Annotated in this window: 18 protein-coding genes; 14 read left to right on the top strand and 4 right to left on the bottom strand. The window is 42.2% G+C overall.

Features of this window, described 5'->3' with window-relative positions; all coding sequences use genetic code 11:
- Positions 1-68: 68 nt before the first annotated feature.
- From C6W18_RS04910 to C6W18_RS04880, 7 genes are all read left to right on the top strand, one after another.
- Positions 69-584 (top strand): MogA/MoaB family molybdenum cofactor biosynthesis protein, encoded by a 516-nt coding sequence (locus C6W18_RS04910; protein ID WP_034320996.1) that lies wholly within the window; start codon positions 69-71, stop codon positions 582-584.
- A 173-nt stretch (positions 585-757) separates the two neighbouring features.
- Entirely contained in the window at positions 758-1,969 is a 1,212-nt protein-coding gene (locus tag C6W18_RS04905) for an argininosuccinate synthase (RefSeq protein ID WP_105926295.1), read from the top strand.
- Positions 1,966-3,339, top strand: a complete 1,374-nt coding sequence (gene argH / locus C6W18_RS04900; RefSeq protein WP_105926293.1) for an argininosuccinate lyase — start codon at positions 1,966-1,968, stop codon at positions 3,337-3,339. The genes C6W18_RS04905 and argH overlap by 4 nt, the downstream gene beginning before the upstream one ends.
- 126 nt (positions 3,340-3,465) lie before the next feature.
- Positions 3,466-4,374 (top strand): phosphotransferase, encoded by a 909-nt coding sequence (locus C6W18_RS04895; RefSeq protein WP_105926393.1) that lies wholly within the window; start codon positions 3,466-3,468, stop codon positions 4,372-4,374.
- Positions 4,375-4,476: 102 nt separating this feature from the next.
- Entirely contained in the window at positions 4,477-5,232 is a 756-nt protein-coding gene (locus tag C6W18_RS04890; RefSeq protein ID WP_105926291.1) for an SDR family oxidoreductase, read from the top strand.
- 64 nt (positions 5,233-5,296) lie between these two features.
- On the top strand, positions 5,297-5,980 hold the full coding sequence (locus C6W18_RS04885; protein ID WP_105926289.1) for a metal-dependent hydrolase: 684 nt from the start codon (positions 5,297-5,299) through the stop codon (positions 5,978-5,980).
- A gap of 147 nt (positions 5,981-6,127) precedes the next feature.
- Complete coding sequence (locus tag C6W18_RS04880) at positions 6,128-7,450, top strand: CBS domain-containing protein (protein ID WP_034320983.1); 1,323 nt, start codon at positions 6,128-6,130, stop codon at positions 7,448-7,450.
- A gap of 124 nt (positions 7,451-7,574) precedes the next feature.
- Here C6W18_RS04880 and C6W18_RS04875 read toward each other — a convergent pair whose 3' ends face one another.
- Complete coding sequence (locus C6W18_RS04875) at positions 7,575-7,877, bottom strand: YtpI family protein (RefSeq protein WP_003216665.1); 303 nt, start codon at positions 7,875-7,877, stop codon at positions 7,575-7,577.
- A 147-nt stretch (positions 7,878-8,024) separates the two neighbouring features.
- On the opposite strand from C6W18_RS04875, the gene C6W18_RS04870 reads away from it, so the two are divergent.
- Positions 8,025-8,966, top strand: a complete 942-nt coding sequence (locus C6W18_RS04870) for a DHH family phosphoesterase (RefSeq protein ID WP_007501719.1) — start codon at positions 8,025-8,027, stop codon at positions 8,964-8,966.
- A 51-nt stretch (positions 8,967-9,017) separates the two neighbouring features.
- Here C6W18_RS04870 and C6W18_RS04865 read toward each other — a convergent pair whose 3' ends face one another.
- The 3 genes from C6W18_RS04865 to ytrH all read right to left on the bottom strand — a co-directional run bounded on the left by C6W18_RS04865 (position 9,018) and on the right by ytrH (position 10,154).
- Entirely contained in the window at positions 9,018-9,203 is a 186-nt protein-coding gene (locus C6W18_RS04865) for a YtzJ family protein (RefSeq protein WP_008346082.1), read from the bottom strand.
- 109 nt (positions 9,204-9,312) lie between these two features.
- Positions 9,313-9,816 carry a sporulation membrane protein YtrI gene (gene ytrI, locus C6W18_RS04860; protein WP_105926287.1) on the bottom strand — a complete coding sequence of 168 codons (504 nt, stop codon included), beginning with the start codon at positions 9,814-9,816 and terminating at the stop codon, positions 9,313-9,315.
- Positions 9,813-10,154, bottom strand: coding sequence for a sporulation membrane protein YtrH (gene ytrH / locus C6W18_RS04855; protein ID WP_034320977.1), 342 nt, complete (start codon positions 10,152-10,154; stop codon positions 9,813-9,815). The genes ytrI and ytrH overlap by 4 nt, the downstream gene beginning before the upstream one ends.
- 137 nt (positions 10,155-10,291) lie before the next feature.
- Here ytrH and dnaE point away from each other — a divergent pair, with 137 nt between their 5' ends.
- The 6 genes from dnaE to pyk all read left to right on the top strand — a co-directional run bounded on the left by dnaE (position 10,292) and on the right by pyk (position 20,233).
- Positions 10,292-13,627, top strand: coding sequence for a DNA polymerase III subunit alpha (gene dnaE, locus C6W18_RS04850; protein ID WP_105926285.1), 3,336 nt, complete (start codon positions 10,292-10,294; stop codon positions 13,625-13,627).
- Between the two features lie 141 nt (positions 13,628-13,768).
- On the top strand, positions 13,769-15,001 hold the full coding sequence (gene ystJ / locus C6W18_RS04845; RefSeq protein WP_034320971.1) for an NADP-dependent malic enzyme: 1,233 nt from the start codon (positions 13,769-13,771) through the stop codon (positions 14,999-15,001).
- Between the two features lie 305 nt (positions 15,002-15,306).
- On the top strand, positions 15,307-16,182 hold the full coding sequence (gene accD, locus C6W18_RS04840) for an acetyl-CoA carboxylase, carboxyltransferase subunit beta (RefSeq protein WP_034320969.1): 876 nt from the start codon (positions 15,307-15,309) through the stop codon (positions 16,180-16,182).
- Complete coding sequence (gene accA / locus C6W18_RS04835; RefSeq protein ID WP_034320966.1) at positions 16,167-17,144, top strand: acetyl-CoA carboxylase carboxyl transferase subunit alpha; 978 nt, start codon at positions 16,167-16,169, stop codon at positions 17,142-17,144. The genes accD and accA overlap by 16 nt, the downstream gene beginning before the upstream one ends.
- A 341-nt stretch (positions 17,145-17,485) precedes the next feature.
- Positions 17,486-18,445 carry a 6-phosphofructokinase gene (gene pfkA / locus C6W18_RS04830; protein ID WP_017358271.1) on the top strand — a complete coding sequence of 320 codons (960 nt, stop codon included), beginning with the start codon at positions 17,486-17,488 and terminating at the stop codon, positions 18,443-18,445.
- A gap of 27 nt (positions 18,446-18,472) precedes the next feature.
- Positions 18,473-20,233 carry a pyruvate kinase gene (pyk, locus tag C6W18_RS04825; RefSeq protein ID WP_034320963.1) on the top strand — a complete coding sequence of 587 codons (1,761 nt, stop codon included), beginning with the start codon at positions 18,473-18,475 and terminating at the stop codon, positions 20,231-20,233.
- Positions 20,234-20,282: the final 49 nt, after the last annotated feature.

The following is a 20,282-nucleotide window of genomic DNA, read 5'->3' as shown; positions in this document are numbered from 1 at the left end:
AGCTTTTTTCTATTGAAAGCAGCATGCTATAATTTGTCCAATACGAAGCGAAAGGGAGCGTGCGTTAGATGAGCGTTACAGAACATAAACGTGAGGCGAAAGCGAGGCTTCATGTAAAAGTCATTACAGTCAGTGATACAAGGACGAAAGAAACGGATAAAAGCGGCCGTCTCATGATTGATTTGCTCAAAGAACAGGGACATCTCATTCTTGCATACGATATTGTAAAAGATGACATTGGAGCGATTCAAGACGCTGTGCTAGAAGGAACAAGTGAACCGAAGATTGATGCCGTCTTGTTAAATGGAGGGACAGGCATTGCCGTAAGGGATGTCACCATTGAATCCATCACCCCTCTTTTCTCAAAAGAGCTGCCTGGCTTTGGTGAAATCTTTCGCATGCTCAGCTATACAGAAGACATCGGTTCTGCTGCTATCTTGTCTAGAGCAACGGCTGGGGTCGTTAACCAAAAAGCGGTCTTTGCCACACCAGGCTCTACCGGAGCAGTTCGTTTAGCCATGACAAAACTCATTATTCCAGAGCTACCTCACGTCTTGCGTGAGCTTGAAAAGGATCAAAAATAGCCCAAAAAAACTCTGCCAAGAAAATTTGGCAGAGTTTTTTTCATAAAGGGGTTGAAAAAACAATTTTTCCTTGTTACAGTGTATACATACTAAATGCATGTTTATAAATTAAAACTTATTTTTATGCAAAAAACATTCACAGAATCAAAACAAGTGAGAGGAGCTTTTCAATCATGTCACAAAATAAAAAAGTCGTATTAGCATATTCCGGAGGCCTTGATACCTCTGTTGCAGTTAAATGGTTACAAGAGCAAGGATACGAAGTCGTTGCTTGCTGCCTGGACGTAGGTGAAGGAAAAGACTTAGCATTCGTTCAGCAAAAAGCACTTCAAGTCGGAGCAGTTCAATCCTACATGATCGACGCAAAAGAAGAATTTGCTGAAGAATTTGCACTGACTGCATTACAAGCACACACAATGTATGAAGGAAAATACCCGCTTGTGTCAGCACTATCTCGTCCACTGATTGCAAAAAAATTAGTCGAAGTAGCAGAGGCAGAAAATGCAGTAGCAGTAGCTCACGGGTGTACAGGAAAAGGGAACGACCAAGTTCGTTTTGAAGTATCCATTAAAGCATTGAATCCAGATCTAGAAGTTCTTGCACCAGTACGTGAATGGAAATGGTCTCGTGATGAAGAGATTGACTATGCACAAAAGCATGGTATTCCAATTCCAATTAACTTAGACAGCCCATATTCAATCGACCAAAACCTTTGGGGCAGAAGTAACGAATGCGGCATCTTAGAAGATCCTTGGGCTGCGCCGCCAGAAGGTGCGTACGATCTGACAAATCCACTTGAAAAAACACCTGACACACCTGAGATCATTGAAATCACGTTTGAAAAAGGAAAACCAACCGCGATTGACGGTATCCAGTATTCTTTATCTGATCTGATCCTTCATTTAAATGAAGTCGCTGGACACCATGGCGTTGGCAGAATCGATCACGTTGAAAACCGCCTTGTTGGGATCAAATCTCGTGAAGTGTACGAGTGCCCAGGTGCTATCACACTTTTAAAAGCGCATAAAGAGCTGGAAGACTTAACGCTTGTCAAAGAAGTCGCTCACTTTAAGCCAATCGTTGAACAAAAAATGGCTGAATTAATATACAACGGCTTATGGTTCTCACCACTTAAAGAAGCACTAGACGCATTCTTACAAGAAACACAAAAGAACGTAACAGGTGTTGTACGTGTGAAACTATTTAAAGGCCATGCGATTGTAGAAGGACGTAAATCACCATATTCACTTTATGATGAAAATCTAGCGACTTACACAAAAGCAGATGAATTCGATCATGATGCAGCTGTAGGATTTATTAACCTTTGGGGTTTACCAACAAAAGTAAACAGTATCGTGAACAAAAAGGAGCAGGTTAAGGCATGAAAAAGCTTTGGGGAGGCCGATTTCAAAAAACACCAGAAAAATGGGTCGATGAGTTTGGTGCATCCATTCATTTCGACAAACAATTAGTCAAAGAAGATCTGACCGGCTCCCTTGCTCATGCAAGTATGCTGAATAAATGCGGTATCCTCCAAGATGAGGAGGCCGCTGCCATCAAAGACGGACTGAATACGCTCATGAAAAAGGCAGAGGCGGATGAACTGGATTTCTCAGTGGATTATGAGGACATTCATTTAAACCTTGAAAAAATGCTCATTGATGAGATTGGGCCGCTTGGCGGCAAATTGCACACAGCGAGAAGCCGGAATGATCAGGTCGCAACAGATATGCATTTATATTTGAATAACCAAGTAGAGCATATCATTGAGCTGATCTCTTCTTTTCAAAAGGTGCTTGTAGAGAAAGCAGAACAGCACGTTGAAACGATCTTTCCAGGATATACGCACTTACAGCGTGCACAGCCTATTTCCTTTGCCCATCATATGCTCGCTTACTTTTGGATGCTTGAGCGTGACAAAGCGCGCTTTCAAGATTCTTTGAAGCGGATTAACGTCTCTCCACTTGGATGCGGGGCGTTAGCAGGAACGACATTCCCAATTGATCGTGAATATACAGCAGAGCTGCTTGGCTTTGATCATATTTACGAGAACAGCCTTGATGGCGTGAGTGATCGTGACTTCATTTTAGAGTTCTTGTCTAACAGCAGCCTTGTCATGATGCACCTCTCGCGTCTTTGTGAGGAAATCATTTTATGGTGCTCTCAAGAATTCAAATTCATTGAACTTGATGACACATACGCAACAGGCAGTAGCATGATGCCGCAAAAGAAAAACCCGGATATGGCTGAATTGATCCGCGGAAAAACGGGCCGTGTATATGGCAACCTGATGGGGCTTCTCACCATTATGAAAGGTTTGCCGCTTACGTATAACAAAGACCTGCAAGAAGACAAGGAAGGCATGTTTGATACAGTGAAAACCATCGCTGGCAGCTTGCAAATCTTCACAGGCATGATTCAAACGATGACAGTGAACAAAGATGTCATGAAAAAAGCAACAAAGGAAGATTTCTCAAATGCGACCGAAGTGGCAGACTACCTTGCGAAAAAAGGAATGCCATTCCGTGAAGCACACGAAATCGTTGGAAAGCTTGTGTATACGTGCATTCAAAAAGGCATCTACTTAAGTGACCTTCCTTTCGAAACATTCACAGAAGCAAGCGGTCTCTTTGAACAAGACATTTACACTGTTCTTGATCCGTATGTCGCTGTTGAAAAAAGAACAAGTGCAGGGGGAACTGGATTCAAACAAATCCAGCTTGCTTTAGAAAAGGCAAAATCCTGCCTAGCATAACTTACCAAAACCATTCGTATGATACGGATGGTTTTTTGCTGTTTTTCAAAAAGGAGATTTATCCTCCTTGGAGAACATGAAAGCATATGTTGTTTTAAGAAGTAGAAGGGGGATAGGGGATTGACGGTGAGACAAAAGCTAGAGACTTTGTTTGATCAACCCATCGTATCGATCAAAACGCTTGGTGAACAATATGACGGACGAACCAATGATGTATGGCTTGTCTCGTTACAGGATGAGACAGAATATGTTGTTCGGTCACGAAGAACGAACAGGAATGAAAGTGAATTTACGGCAGGGATCAGTTTGATTTATGGAGTCGATGCACATGCAGTTCAAGATCATATCGATCAAATCAATCGACGCCTGTCTCAAACGAAATCTTTTCACATTCCTGCCGTTATTCGCCAAGTGCAAATATCGGGAAGGAATTATACTGTGATGGAAAAAGTAGAGGGGACGTCAATCACAACTTTAAAGGGAAGAACACCAGCATTTTATGAGGATTACGGGAGAAAGCTGGCACGTTTCCATGCATACCAAACTCACTTTTTTGGTGCGGTATACGGTGGAAAGCGGCACGATTTGAAGAATTTTAATCAACAGTTAAAAAAGGCTGTTCACCATCTCACAAGTCACTATTATGTTAATCAGCCTGAAATTGTACGCTATGAGAAGATTGTACAACAAAAACTGGAAGAGCTCAGTCTGCCTGAATCATCCAGTCTCATATTAATTGATTTAGATGCGACTCAATACATCGAGAGAGATGGAAAAGTCATGTGTCTTGTTGATACGGAATATGTGGTGTTTGGACCGGCGGAATTTGATTTCATTGCATTAGAGTATCTTTTGACGAAAGAAGCGGCACATTTTGTTCAACGAGGCTATGAAGATATACGGCCGCTCCCCAAGCAGCTTCACGAGGTGCGGGAATGCTACCGTTTTGTTTCATTCCTCCTTGATATTCATGGCTCATGGGATGTACAAAAGTGGATGAATCACCCTGTATTTTTCCATTCACAATATGGATAGCAGACAAAGGGTTCAGAAGTGCGTCCAGTGCTGGTTTATAGTAAAGTAAAGATAGTATGAGAAACACATGAACTTGCAACCTTTGCTTTAGGAGGAGATTGTGTGCGACACGCATTAATAACAGCGGGTTCTAAAGGACTTGGCAGGAAAGTCACCGAGTCTTTACTGAATATGGGGTATTCTGTGACAGTGAATTATCGAAGTGATGATGAAGCTGTCCGGCAGATGAAAGAAGAATTGCAGGAATACGAAGAAAAGCTTCAATTTGTCCAAGGTGATGTGACAAACAAAGAAGATTTAAAAAACATGGTGGAGCTGGCAGCTGAGCGATTTGGGCGGATTGATGCCTTGATCAATAATGCTGGACCTTATATTTTTGAACGAAAGAAACTCGCGGATTACTCCGAAGATGAATGGTATCAAATGATAGAAGGCAACCTATCCGCAGTGTTCCATTTGTTCCGAATGGTCATCCCCATGATGAGAAAACAAGGCTTTGGCCGGATTATCACGTACGGCTTCCAAGGGGCAGATCATGCACCAGGCTGGATGCACAGGTCAGCCTTCGGAGCGGCAAAAGTAGGGCTGGCGTCATTGACGAAAACCATTGCCATTGAAGAAGCTGAAAATGGCATCACGGCCAATATGGTTTGTCCAGGCAAAATCGTCGGAGACATGAAAGAATCCACGATCGAGGAAGCACGTCAGATCAGAGACGATGAAACACCAATAGGCCGGTCTGGTACCGGAGAGGATATAGGGCGCATCATCTCATTTTTATGTGATGATCGATCAGACCTCATTACAGGGACTGTCATTGAAGCGACAGGTGGACTTAACGTGATTCATAGGCATTAAGTTTTTTAGCTTTTTATACAGGGAATAGATGATATGAGATCAAAATTGAGAGGTGGATTACTACATGAAAGCTACATATCATGGACATTCAGTCGTACACATTGAAACAAACGGATATCATATTTGGATTGATCCATTTTTAAATGGGAATAAGCATACAGAGATTAAACCACAGGATGTCAAAGCAGATGTGATTTTGCTCACTCACGGACATGGAGATCACGTCGGTGACACCATTGAAATCGCTAAAAACAATGACGCGCTCGTTATCGCGCCATTCGAACTTGCCACTTATTTAAGCTGGCAAGGGGTGAAAACGCACCCGCTTTCTATTGGAGGCGGACGTGAGTTTGAATTTGGTAAAGTGAAGCTCACGCAAGCGTTCCACGGTTCAGCTGTCATTGATGAAGAGGCACAGACGATTACATATACTGGCATGCCATCAGGTATTTTATTTACCGCAGAGGGGAAAACAATTTATCATGCAGGAGACACAGCACTCTTTTCAGATATGAAGCTAATCGGTGAACTAAATCATATTGACCTTGCATTCCTTCCAATCGGTGATAACTTCACCATGGGGCCAGACGATGCAAGAATTGCAGCAGAATGGCTTCGTGCAAAGCAGGTCGTTCCGATTCACTACAGTACGTTCCCGCCAATTGAGCAAGATCCGCATGCATTTGCAGACAGCCTGCACGGCGGCGTAGGTCATGTGTTGAACAGCGGAGAGTCCATCGACATTTGATAAGCATGAACAAAAGCTGGCATACAAATGCTGGCTTTTTTGTTTGCCTGGATCGTGCTGAAGTAAAAGACAAATTGCTATTAAAAGCCTCCTGCCTTTATAATGAAACATAGATGAAAACGCTGAAAACAAAAAGGGTGAACGGGATTGGCGACAAAGCATGAGCAAATTTTATCGTATATTGATTCATTAGATGTCGGAGAGAAAATTTCTGTCCGGCGCATAGCGAAAGAAATGAAAGTGAGTGAAGGCACCGCTTACAGGGCCATTAAAGATGCTGAAAATAAAGGATTCGTCAGTACCATTGAACGAGTGGGAACCATTCGAATTGAACAGAAGAAAAAAGAAAATATTGAAAAACTGACATATGCGGAAGTTGTCAATGTCATTGATGGACAGGTGCTTGGAGGACGAGCCGGCTTACATAAAACTTTAAACAAATTTGTCATCGGGGCGATGGAGCTGGATGCGATGATGCGATATACGGCAGCTGGAAACCTATTGATCGTCGGAAACCGGATCAATGCCCACAGGCAAGCATTAGAGGCAGGAGCGGCTGTGCTGGTCACAGGCGGATTCTCAACAGATGAACAAATCATTCAGCTCGCAGATGAGCTTGAGCTGCCAATATTATCGACAAGCTACGATACATTTACTGTAGCGGCTCTCATTAACAGGGCCATTTATGACCAATTAATTAAAAAAGAGATTGTGCTTGTGGAAGATATTTTAACGCCGATTGAACGGACCGTATACTTATCACCAGAAGATAAACTTGAGAAATGGTATGAGAAGAATTACGAAACAGGGCACGGCCGTTTCCCGGTAGCAGATGATCAAATGAAGATTCACGGCATTCTCACCTCAAAGGATATTGCAGGTCATGACCGCTCTACACCGATTGAAAAGGTGATGACGAAAAATCCACTGACGGTCATTGGCAAAACATCTGTTGCCTCTGCTGCACAAATGATGGTGTGGGAAGGCATTGAGGTGCTGCCAGTTGTAGATGATCATGCGAAGCTGATTGGGATGATTAGCCGTCAGGATGTGCTCAAGGCGCTGCAAATGATCCAAAAGCAGCCGCAGGTCGGAGAAAAACTGGATGACGTTGTGTCGAGAGGATTTAAAGAGACCGATACAGAAAAACCGAAAGCAGATGCGGTTTATCAATATGAGGTCACACCACAAATGACAAACCAGCTTGGCAATATTTCATATGGTGTGTTTACACAAATTTTAATCGAATCAGCCAACCGCTTCTTAAAATCTCATAAAAAAGGCGAGCTGATTGTCGAAAGTCTCTCTGTCTATTTCTTAAAACCGGTTCAAATGGAATCTACGATACAGATCAAGCCGAATATTTTAGAAGTAGGGCGCAAGTTTGGAAAGCTGGAGGTTGAGGTGTACCACCAATCAAATATCGTAGGGAAAGCGATGCTGATGGTACAGCTGATGGAGAGAGGCTAAATGAGAAAAAAGGGCGAAATGACTTCGCCCTTCCCAGCATGTAGACAAACCCTCGCATCCGATATCAATCCTGTGCTCGTCTTTCCTAGACTTCAAGGGTTTTCTATCATACTGTAACCTCTTATTACGCGTGATCTTTTTCGCCTTCCTTTAAAAAGAGCGGAAGATAATGCTTGTAGGCTTTATACCCAGCCCACGTACTGCCGATACCGACTGCAACAAAAATAAACCCAATGACAAATGCGAGTGACGAGCGGTTTAAAAATAATTGATTCACACCGAACAGCAGGACAAAGCATCCAAGTGCCATACTGGATTTGGCAGACCAGAATTTCTTCTCGACCGGCCGATTCGTACGGACATTCTTTGCTTTGTAGTATAAATAAAACATGGCAGAACAAATAATAAACACAATCAAAACAAGCATGTGCCAAGCCCCCATTGTAAGTGGTTACAACCCTATTTTAAACGTAAATAGGCTTGCTTACTAGAATAAATTGTCTATTCCTCACTTTTCCGTCAGGATAGATTATGATTTAATAATAAAAAGAGTATCGCATGAGAAGGAGTTTTTATGAAAAAAGAACTGATTAGAACCATATCATTATATGACACCATTATCATTCATAGACATGTAAGACCCGATCCTGACGCGTATGGATCGCAGTGCGGCCTTACGGAAATCTTGCGTGCCACGTATCCAGAAAAAAATATTTATGCGACTGGAACCCCGGAGCCATCCCTTTCATTTTTATATGAACTCGATGAGGTGCCGGACGAAGTGTATAAAGGTGCCCTTGTCATTGTCTGCGATACAGCCAATCAGGCAAGAATTGATGATCAGCGCTATTCTATGGGCGATAAGCTGATGAAAATTGATCATCATCCAAATGAAGATCCTTATGGTGACTTGCTTTGGGTTGATACAGAGGCAAGCTCTGTGAGTGAGATGATTTATGAGCTGTATTTAGAGGGGAAAGAAGAAGGATATCAGCTGAATACAAAGGCGGCTGAACTGATTTATGCCGGCATTGTAGGAGACACAGGCCGCTTCCTTTTCCCAAACACTACGAAAAAGACACTCAAATATGCAGGGGAACTCATCGAATACCCTTTTTCATCATCAGACCTTTTCAATCAATTGTATGAGACGGATTTGAATGTCGTGAAATTAAATGGCTATATTTTTCAACATATCTCTTTGTCAGAGAATGGGGTAGCATCTGTTTTTATTAAGCGTGACATTTTGGAGTCGTTCCAAACAACGGCGCAGCAAGCCTCGCAGCTTGTTGGGACACTTGGAAATATTGCAGGAATTAAGGCTTGGGTCTTTTTTGTGGAAGAAAACGATCAGATTCGTGTCAGATTCCGCTCTAAAGGCGTCGTCATTAACACCATTGCTAAAAAATATCATGGCGGCGGTCACCCGCTTGCAGCCGGTGCGTCCATTTATGATTGGGCCGTGGCAGATGAGATTTTGCGTGATTTAGAAGAAGTATGTAAATCATCATCGTGAGAGAGGGAGGCTTCAAGTTCCCTCTCTCTTTTTTGATGTTGGAGAAAAGGGTTACTTAGATACAGGGATAAACCAGCAGCCGATGTCCGTTGAATCTTCATAGGCTTGGAGATTTTGATGTTTTAATTCTTTTTTAATTAAATGAGCCATCATTTCTGTCTCAGCATAAGCACACATGCCGTCCTTGATCCGGCTTGCTTTGTCTCGTGCCATTTGCCGATAGCTATAAACCTCCATTGTCCTCACCTCTTTCTATTTAGGATATCGTTCTTCTTTTAGTGTATAAAAATGAGGAGTAAAAAGCGATCATTGAGGGCAGAAATTCATAAAAATTCCACATGATCATTTATTCAGCAAATGAAATACGCACTTCAAGTGAAAGTTTCGTATAAATCGTCAGCTCTGTCACTTTGGCGCGGTATGCCTTTTCCCGAATCATATATTCTTTATTTTCCACCGTTCGTTTTAATAATTCCTTTGTTTTATAGACACTTTCAATATCCTTTGTGATGACTTCTGAGATGTCCTCTTTGACCTGATCTTCAAACTTTAGCGTATCCGGCTCTGGGATTTTATATTGCTCACGATTCACGAGATGAACATCTACGCTTTGGATCAGCAGCCGCTGCTTATTATCCTCATTTAACTTATGCAAATCTTCCCGATAGAGTGTGATTTGTTCTTTCAGACTGTCCATATGGTGTTGCTGGCTTCTGAGCAGCGTCACCTGCTTTTCCTGAAAGGTTCCATATGTAAAGAGGAAAATCAGCCAGCTGATAATCGCGCCGAACATCATTCCAGCAAAAAAACGCTGCCAGCCTGGGCGTTTATACAGCTCCGGCACTCTCATGATGACACATGCTCCTGAGTGAGCCACGTAATAATGAGATATCCCGTTTGTGCACCGCCCATGGCAGAGATAATTAATAAGATCTGTTTGAAAATATCACGCGTGTTTCCTTCGAAAATGCCTCTTTCAAAGCTATAGACCGCATCAAATGTTCCACCGATTGCGGCGACAAGCGCCCAAATTTTTAAACGGTTGGCAAGACTTGAAATAATTGATAGAGGCGGCTGACCAGATAAATACGCACCTACACCGCCTATAATGGCACCACCTAAAATCACCCCAAGTGCGATAAAGTAACAGCTAATAAAGTTCGGAATAAAGGCTTCCTTCACATCCATTTTTTCCACCTCACTCTATTCAATATATGGTGTGCTCTGGACAAGTATGAACGGATGGAAAAGAAAGAACATTTGTTTCTCATCGCATCGCGTTTTATAATGAAAGAATGACTTTAGACGAAAGGAGTGGATTAAGCATGTCTTATGTTCATCTTCAGGTCCACAGTGGATACAGCTTGTTAAGCAGTGCAGCTAAAGTAAGGGAGCTCGTGCTGAAAGCAAAAGAACTTGGCTACAAAGCGCTCGCTCTGACCGATGACCATGTGATGTATGGAACGGTTGAATTTTATAAGGAATGTAAAAAATATGGCATCAAGCCGGTCATCGGTTTAACAGCTTCTGTCTTCATAGATGAACAAGAGACAGAGGCTTATCCCTTGGTACTCCTTGCAAAAAACAATGAAGGCTATCAAAATCTGATCAAAATTAGCAGTGTGCTGAAATCAAAATCAAAAGCTGGCCTGAAAGAAAAATGGCTGAAAAGTTATCATCATGGGCTTATTGCCATAACGCCAGGCACATCTGGCTATATTGAAACGCTGCTGAAGCATGATCAGTTAGAAGAAGCGCGCAATGCGGCAAGCCATTTGAAACGTATTTTTGGCGAGGGACATGTGTACATTGCGGTTCAGCCATTCCAGCAAGACGAGTCGCTTGCCGAAAAACTGCGAGACGTCTCAAAAAGTGCGGATATTCCACTTGTCGCAACGGGGGATGTTCATTACATCAACCGAGAGGACAAAACGGCGTATACATGTTTAAAGGCCATAAAGGCGGGACAGCAGCTTTCAGATATAGAGGAAGACCGAGGAGAAAAGCATTTCAGATCCACCCAAGAAATGATGGATTGGTATGGGGATGATCCTGAACTACTGACAAGAACAGTTGAGATCGCAGACCGCTGTGAAGTAGATTTAAATCTTGGACAGACAAAATTGCCATCCTATCCAACTCCTGATCAATCAACAGCCGATCAGTTTTTACGCAGAGTGTGTGCGGAAGGCATGAAACAAAGAAAGATCGCTTCAAATGAAACATATGCCAAAAGGCTTGAGTATGAGCTAAGCATTATCCAAAAAATGAATTTCAGTGACTATTTTCTTATTGTATGGGATTTTATGAAGTATGCGCATGACAACGGCATTGTCACAGGTCCAGGACGGGGATCAGCAGCAGGCTCACTTGTTGCCTATGTTCTGTTTATTACAGATGTCGATCCGATTCGTCACGGGCTTTTATTTGAGCGTTTTTTAAATCCTGAGCGTATTAGCATGCCGGATATTGATATTGATTTTCCTGACACGAGAAGAGATGAAATGATTTCTTATGTAAAAGACAAATACGGGGACATGCATGTGGCTCAAATTGTCACGTTTGGCACACTTGCCGCAAAGGCTGCCTTAAGGGATGTCGGACGTGTGATGGGAATTGACTCAAAGGCAGCAGACCGTCTTGCAAAGCTCGTCCCATCAAAGCCAGGGACGACGCTGAAAGAAGCGGTGGCCGCATCTCCTGAATTAAAAACGCTTCTCCAGCAATCTGAAGAGCTTCGAACGGTCTTCCAAACAGCTTTAAAGGTAGAAGGCTTGCCAAGACACACGTCGACACATGCAGCCGGCGTTGTGTTAAGCGAAGAGCCGCTGACGCAGGTCGTTCCGATCCAAGACGGCCATGATGGTGTGTATTTAACGCAGTATGCCATGAATTATTTAGAAGATCTCGGACTTTTAAAGATGGATTTCTTAGGATTAAGAAACTTAACGTTAATCGAATCCATTAAAAATCAGATTGAAAGACAGGAAAACGTCCACATTAACTTTAGTGACATTTCGTATCAAGACCCAAAAACGTTTGAATTGTTATCAGCGGGAGATACAACAGGGATTTTCCAGCTGGAATCACAGGGGATGCGCCAGGTGCTAAGACGGCTGAAACCTTCTAGTCTAGAAGACATCGTGGCAGTCAATGCCCTTTACCGGCCAGGTCCAATGGAGAATATCCCGCTCTTTATCGACCGAAAGCACGGCAGGGTCAAGGTCTCTTACCCGCATCCAGATTTGTATGACATTTTAAAGGACACATACGGGGTCATCGTGTACCAAGAACAAATCATGCTGATTGCAGCGAAGATGGCAGGCTTTCAGCTAGGAGAGGCTGATCTATTAAGAAGGGCCGTTTCAAAGAAGGATAAAAAGGTCCTTGATGAGCAGCGAAGCCATTTTGTTGAAGGATGCCTAAAAAAGGAGTATCCTGTTAACATTGCAAATGACGTTTATGACTTAATCGTCAAATTTGCAAACTATGGTTTTAATAGAAGCCATGCTGTTGCATATAGCATGATCGGCTTTCAGCTTGCTTATTTAAAAGCGCATTATCCGTTATATTTTATGTGCGGACTTTTAACTAGTGTGATTGGAAATGAAGACAAAGTCGCTCAATATTTCTATGAGGCAAAGGAAAAAGGGATCTCTGTGTTGAAGCCTTCTATTAATAAGAGTGAATTTCCATTTACGGTTGAAAAAGGGGAGATCCGCTACAGCTTAAGAGCGATCAAAAATGTCGGAGTGTCAGCTGTAAAGGATATATACAGAGCAAGACAGGAAAAGCCGTTTGAAGATTTATTTGATTTTTGCGCAAGGGTATCACCAAAGAGTGTAAACCGAAAAACGATTGAAGCGCTCATTTTTTCAGGGGCGATGGATGAGTTTTATCCAAATCGTGCTTCGCTTTTAGCATCTATAGATATTGCGTTAGACCACGTGTCATTTTTAACGCCTGAGGATCAGCTAGACTTTCTTGGGGATACAACCTTCTCCATTAAGCCAAAATATGCTGAGATAGACGAAATGCCGCTTGTCGACCTTTTGCAATTTGAAAAAGAGGCACTTGGGTTATATTTATCAAATCACCCAGTACAAGCGTATCGAGATCGCTTAAGAGAGAATGATGCAGTGGAAATCATCAGACTATCTTCCTATATAAAGCGAAAGATCTCAATGGGTGGCCTTTTGACAAAAGTGAAATCGATTCGGACAAAAAATGGACAATCGATGGCATTTGTTACATTTGGGGATGAAACGGGAGAAATGGAAGGTGTCGTCTTTCCAGAGCAATTTAGAAAGCTGTCCCCCTTACTTGAGGAGGGCGCCATGCTTTATGTTGAAGGCAGAATAGATGTCAGAAATGACAGCAGTCAAATCATCGTGCAAGAAGCAGTTCTACTTGACGAGATGGGCACGAAAAGAAAAGAGTCTGTCTACATTCGGGTGAAAGAAGAAAACCATACGCAGGAGCTGCTTGAGCAAGTAAAACGAGTGATCTCTTTGCACAGCGGAGAAGCAGATGTCTATTTGTATTATGAAAAGCAAAAGAAGACGATGAGACTTCCAGATGCATACAAAGTTCATGCAGATCATGCCGTGATCTTCCAGTTAAAAGAGCTACTCGGTGAACAAAACGTTGTGATTAAATGATGACAAATCGCTTGAATGTGTTTTACAAAATCATCTATTGTGTTATCATTTTAAAGATTCTGTGTATTTAAAACTGCCAGTATGTGCTTATCAACTTAGCAATTCATTAAATCATTTTCCACTTGAAGGAGTGTTCATCACATGTCATTAAGAGAAGAAGCATTACATATGCACAAAGAGAATCAAGGCAAACTCGAATCAAAATCAAAAGTACAAGTGAAAAATGCGAAAGACTTAAGCTTGGCTTACTCACCTGGTGTTGCAGAACCATGTAAAGAGATTTATGACGACACAAGCAAAGTGTATGATTATACAATGAAAGGCAATATGGTCGCTGTTGTCACAGACGGAAGCGCTGTTTTAGGGCTTGGAAATATCGGTGCGGAAGCATCTCTTCCAGTCATGGAAGGTAAAGCTGTATTATTCAAAAGCTTTGCAGGCGTAGATGCTTTCCCAATCGCACTTGCGACAAACGATGTAGACAAAATCGTTGAAACAGTGAAGCTTCTTGAGCCGACTTTTGGCGGTGTCAACCTGGAAGATATTGCAGCTCCTAACTGCTTCATCATTGAAGAGCGTTTGAAAAAAGAGACAAACATTCCAGTTTTCCACGATGATCAACATGGAACAGCGATTGTAACAGTAGCAGGACTTGTCAATGCCCTTAAATTGTCTGGAAAATCAATGTCTTCAATCAAAGTTGTTGCAAACGGCGCTGGCGCAGCGGGTATTGCGATTATCAAACTTCTCTATCATTTCGGTGTACGTGATATCATTATGTGTGATACAAAAGGCGCTATTTACGAAGGCCGTCCAAACGGTATGAATTCAGTGAAAAACGAAGTAGCTAAATTCACGAACCAAGACCGTAAAGAAGGTTCTTTAGAAGAAGTGATTGAAGGCGCAGATGTCTTCATCGGGGTATCAGCAGCAGGTGCTTTAACAAAAGAAATGGTTGGAAAAATGGCAAAAGATCCTGTGATCTTTGCAATGGCTAATCCAAATCCAGAGATCATGCCAGAAGATGCACATGCAGCAGGTGCAAGTGTTGTAGGAACTGGCCGTTCTGACTTCCCAAACCAAGTAAACAACGTACTTGCATTCCCAGGCATTTTCCGCGGAGCACTAGATGTGCGCGCAACACACATTAACGAAGAAATGAAAATTGCAGCTGTTGAAGCCATTGCTTCTCTTGTTTCAGATGAAGAATTGACAGCTGAATACGTCATTCCTGCACCATTTGATGCACGCGTAGCACCAGCAGTAGCAAAAGCGGTGGCAAAAGCAGCAATGGAAACCGGTGTTGCAAGAATCAAAGTCGACCCAGAAACTGTCGCAGAAAAAACAAGAAAATTAACGATTATCGGCGAATAATCAACTGGAAAAGTGTGCACGTTCTTTCTGAAATTGGAGGAAAGGCGTGCACCATTTTCTCTCTGACGCGAAAATTTTTTCATCTGGAATGAGATTTTTTTTGTAGACGTTCACAATTCAAATATATCAACTGCTCAGCGCCCCAAACACATACTCATTTCTCATCAATTCCCCACTGAAAAAATGGAATGAAGGATGACAGCGTTTGACAAAAAAAGTACAATAGTTTCGGTACAGTTATGACATGTCCTATAATAGTGGATGTGCGTGTAAAGAAAAAACCCTTCAAAAAGGGAGGTAGTCATTTGTCAATCAAGAACATTTTCAGTAAAAAGAAAAAATATGCATCTGTACCCTCTGAACAGGCAAGTCAAGATGTGCCTGAAGGCATCATGACCAAATGTCCGCAATGTAAAAAAATAATGCTCACCAAAGAACTAGATAAAAACTTACGTGTTTGTATGAATTGTGGCAGACATTTGCAAATGAATGCAAAACAGCGTATTAAAAGCCTTGTAGACGAAGGAACATTTGAAGAATTTAACGGGCATCTCATTTCTACAAACCCGCTCGGTTTCCCAGGCTACGAAGAAAAGCTTGAGAAAGACAGAGAAAAAACATCTTTGAATGAAGCCATTGTCACAGGTAAAGGTGAAATTGAAGGCCAAAGTGCTGTGATTGCTGTCATGGATGCCACGTTCCGTATGGGCAGCATGGGAACGGTCGTTGGTGAAAAAATTACACTGGCTATCGAGAAAGCAAAAGCGGACAAGGTACCATTTATTATCTTTACTGCATCTGGTGGAGCGAGAATGCAAGAGGGAATTCTCAGTCTCATGCAGATGGCAAAAACAAGTGCAGCATTAAAGATGTTCAGTGAGGACCAAGGTTTGATTATCTCTGTGATGACCAATCCGACAACTGGCGGTGTATCAGCTAGTTTTGCGTCTCTTGGTGATTACAACTTTGCAGAACCAGGTGCATTAATTGGTTTTGCAGGCCGAAGAATCATTGAACAAACCATTCGTGAAGACTTGCCAGAGGACTTCCAAACGGCTGAATTTTTAATGAAGCATGGTCAATTGGATGCTGTCATTCACCGTGCAGAGATGAAAGAAAAACTGGGTCAAATCTTAGCATTACACAGCACAGGAGGTGAACGAGAGTGGCTGGAGAACTAGAATTTGAAAAACCTGTCATCGAACTTAGAGCGAAAATTGATGAATTGAAAAAGTTCACACAAAACTCAGAGATGGATTTAAGTGCGGAAATTGAGCGTCTTGAAACACGTCTGAGTAAGCTTGAAGCAGACATTTATACAAATTTAAAGCCGTGGGACAGAGTGCAAATTGCTCGTCATGCGATGCGTCCAACAACTCTCGATTACATTCAAGAGCTGTTTGACAACTTTTTTGAATGTCATGGTGATCGTTTCTATGGCGATGATGAAGCCATTGTTGGAGGAATCGCCACGTTTAAAGGGCTTCCTGTCACAGTCATTGGACATCAGCGCGGAAAAGACACAAAAGAAAACTTGCGCCGTAATTTCGGAATGCCTCATCCAGAAGGTTACCGTAAAGCGCTGCGTTTGATGAAACAAGCAGATAAATTTAATCGCCCCATCATTTGCTTTATTGATACAAAAGGAGCTTATCCTGGTAAAGCAGCTGAAGAACGCGGGCAAAGTGAAGCAATTGCGAAAAACCTATTCGAAATGGCAGGACTTCGTGTACCGGTTGTCTGCATTGTCATTGGAGAAGGCGGAAGTGGCGGAGCACTAGGCTTAGGCGTAGGAAACCACCTATTCATGCTAGAGAACTCAACGTATTCAGTGATTTCACCTGAAGGTGCAGCAGCACTGCTCTGGAAGGATTCATCACTTGCTAAAAAGGCTGCAGAAACAATGAAAATTACCGCTCCAGACCTAAAAGAATTAGATATTATAGATGATGTTATTAAAGAAGTGCAAGGTGGAGCACATCGAGACGTGAAACAACAAGCAGCCTACATGGATCAAACATTAAAACAGTCACTTACATCTTTGCTCAAACTATCGCCAGAAGAATTAGTCGAACAAAGATATCAAAAATACAAAGCAATTGGCAAAGTGTCGATTGAAAATCAATATATTGGGGTAAACTAAATAAACGTACAGCCTTTTTGGCTGGCGTTTATTTTTTTCATCTTTTTTCATGAAAACCTTCCTGATGTAAGCGCTATTTGAAAATAATTTTCTTTTGTTTTCATAAAATTTGAAACGTCTGAAAACCCTGACATGATAAGGTTTAGCGCGCTTAGACTTACAGGTTTTTGAGAGATATGCTTTCATGACTTTCTTAACTTTTGTTTAAAAACGGTTTATTTAATTGTATAATAAGTACGGTTTTAGAAATTCGTATTGAAAACATCCGGTTTTGCTCATGATTGTTTTCAAGCAGTGGAAATGGTATGTTTAATTCATATATGGTCTCTGAGGTGAAAAAGATGAAGCGTATAGGAGTTTTAACGAGCGGTGGGGATTCCCCAGGAATGAATGCAGCTGTGCGCGCAGTTGTAAGAAAAGCAATTTACCATAATGTTGAAGTTTACGGTATTTATAATGGATATTCAGGTCTAATTAACGGTAAAATTGAGAAACTAGAAATAGGTTCAGTAGGCGATATTATTCATCGTGGAGGAACAAAACTTTACACGGCAAGATGCCCTGAATTCAAGACAGTTGAAGGTCGCGAAAAAGGGATTGAAAACTTAAAAAAATTCGGTATTGAAGGACTTGTTGTCATCGGTGGAGATGGCTCATTCATGGGAGCGAAGAAATTAACAGAGCTCGGTTTTCCATGTGTAGGTGTCCCTGGCACGATTGACAACGATATTCCAGGTACTGATTTCACTATTGGCTTTGACACAGCACTTAATACAGTCATTGATGCCATTGATAAAATTCGTGATACAGCCACATCTCATGAACGTACATACGTAGTGGAAGTAATGGGAAGACATGCTGGTGATATTGCTCTATGGTCAGGTCTTGCGGGCGGAGCCGAATCCATTTTGATTCCTGAAGCAGACTATGACATGGACGAAATTATTGCCAGATTGAGAAGAGGTCATGAGCGCGGCAAGAAGCACAGTATCATCATCGTAGCAGAAGGCGTAGGCAGCGGTGTTGAATTTGGTAAGCGAATTGAAGAGGAGACAAGCCTTGAAACACGTGTATCTGTCTTAGGACATATTCAGCGCGGAGGTTCTCCAAGTGCGTTTGACCGGGTGCTGGCAAGCCGTTTAGGAGCATATGCAGTAGAACTTCTTCTTGAAGGAAGAGGCGGACGCTGTGTGGGCATTCAAAGCAATGAACTCGTTCATCACGATATTTTAGACATCTTAGATAAAAAACATACAGTCGATCAAAATATGTACCGACTTTCACAAGAGCTCTCTATATAAAACGAGAAGACCTTAGGAGGAACAGTAATGAGAAAGACAAAAATCGTTTGTACAATCGGTCCAGCAAGTGAAAGCATTGAAACGCTGACTGAATTGATTGAAGCAGGAATGAATGTAGCCAGACTTAACTTCTCTCATGGAGATTTTGAAGAGCATGGTGCACGCATCGAAAACATTCGTAAAGCAGGTAAAACTTTAGGCAAGGACATTGCGATCCTTCTTGATACAAAAGGTCCAGAGATCCGTACACGTACAGTTGAAAACGGCTCAATTGAGCTAGTAGCTGGTTCTGATCTCATCGTGAGTATGGAAGACATTGTAGGGAATACGGAAAGAATTAGTGTGACATACGAAGATTTAATTCATGATATAGAAGTGGGCTCAACCATTCTATTAGATGATGGTCTCATTGGTTTAGAGGTCAAAGAACTCAACAAGGACCGCAAAGAAATCGTCACGAAAGTTATGAATACTGGCACGCTCAAAAACAAAAAAGGCGTAAACGTACCAGGTGTGAGTGTAAACCTGCCAGGTATTACAGAAAAAGATGCCAATGATATTCTGTTCGGAATTGAACAAGGCGTCGATTTCATCGCAGCTTCTTTTGTAAGACGAGCTTCTGATGTTCTTGAAATTCGTGAGCTTCTTGAGAAAAATAATGCGGCTGACATTCAAATCATTCCTAAGATTGAAAACCAAGAGGGCGTTGATAACATCGATGAGATCCTTGAGGTATCAGACGGTCTGATGGTTGCACGTGGAGACCTTGGTGTAGAGATCCCAGCAGAAGAAGTACCGCTTGTTCAAAAAATGCTGATCAAAAAATGTAACCGTTTAGGCAAGCCAGTCATCACAGCTACTCAAATGCTGGACAGCATGCAGCGTAACCCGCGTCCAACTCGTGCGGAAGCAAGTGACGTGGCAAATGCTATTTTTGACGGCACAGATGCGATTATGCTTTCTGGTGAAACAGCAGCAGGGACATACCCAGTTGAAGCTGTGCAAACGATGCATAACATTGCATCACGTTCAGAGGAAGCACTAAACTATAAAGCGATTCTTTCTCGCAGAAGCGAAGAAGTAGAAGTCAGTATTACAGATGCCATCGGTCAATCTGTTGCGCATACAGCCATGAAGCTTGATGTGGCAGCGATTGTGACACCTACTGAAAGTGGTCATACAGCGAGAATGATTTCAAAATATAGACCAAAAGCACCAATCGTAGCGGTAACAGCAAACGAATCAGTGGCTAGAAAGCTATCTCTTGTATTCGGCGTATTTGCTAAGAGTGGATCAAATACGAACTCTACAGATGAAATGCTTGAGAATGCAGTAGAGAAGTCAATTGAAACTGGCTATGTAAGACATGGCGACTTGATTGTGATTACAGCAGGTGTGCCAGTTGGTGAAGCAGGTACAACGAACTTAATGAAAGTATATGTTGTCGGTGACATCATTGCGAAGGGTCAAGGAATTGGCCGTAAATCTGCATTTGGACCAGTTGTCATTGCACAAAGCGGAAAAGAAGCAGACGAAAAAATGTACGATGGTGCAATTCTTGTAGCGAACTGCACAGACCGTGATATGATGGGCGCTTTAGAGAAAGCATCTGCTCTTATCACAGAAGAAGGCGGTTTAACAAGCCATGCAGCAGTCGTCGGACTCAGCCTTGGCATTCCAGTAATTGTTGGTCTTGACAGCGCAACAACACTTCTAAAAGAAGGCGAAGAGATTACAGTAGATCCAGCACGCGGAGCGATCTACAAAGGCCGTGCAAGCGTCCTTTAAATCACACACGAGGGGAGTTGTCTGACTCCTCTCTTTTTTTATGTTACAC

The sequence above is a fragment of the Bacillus sp. LLTC93 genome, from assembly GCF_002993125.1.
GTDB lineage: Bacteria > Bacillota > Bacilli > Bacillales > Bacillaceae > Bacillus > Bacillus zhangzhouensis.
The sequence above is the reverse complement of the archived record's forward strand: the minus strand, read 5'-3'. Positions and strand labels throughout refer to the sequence as shown.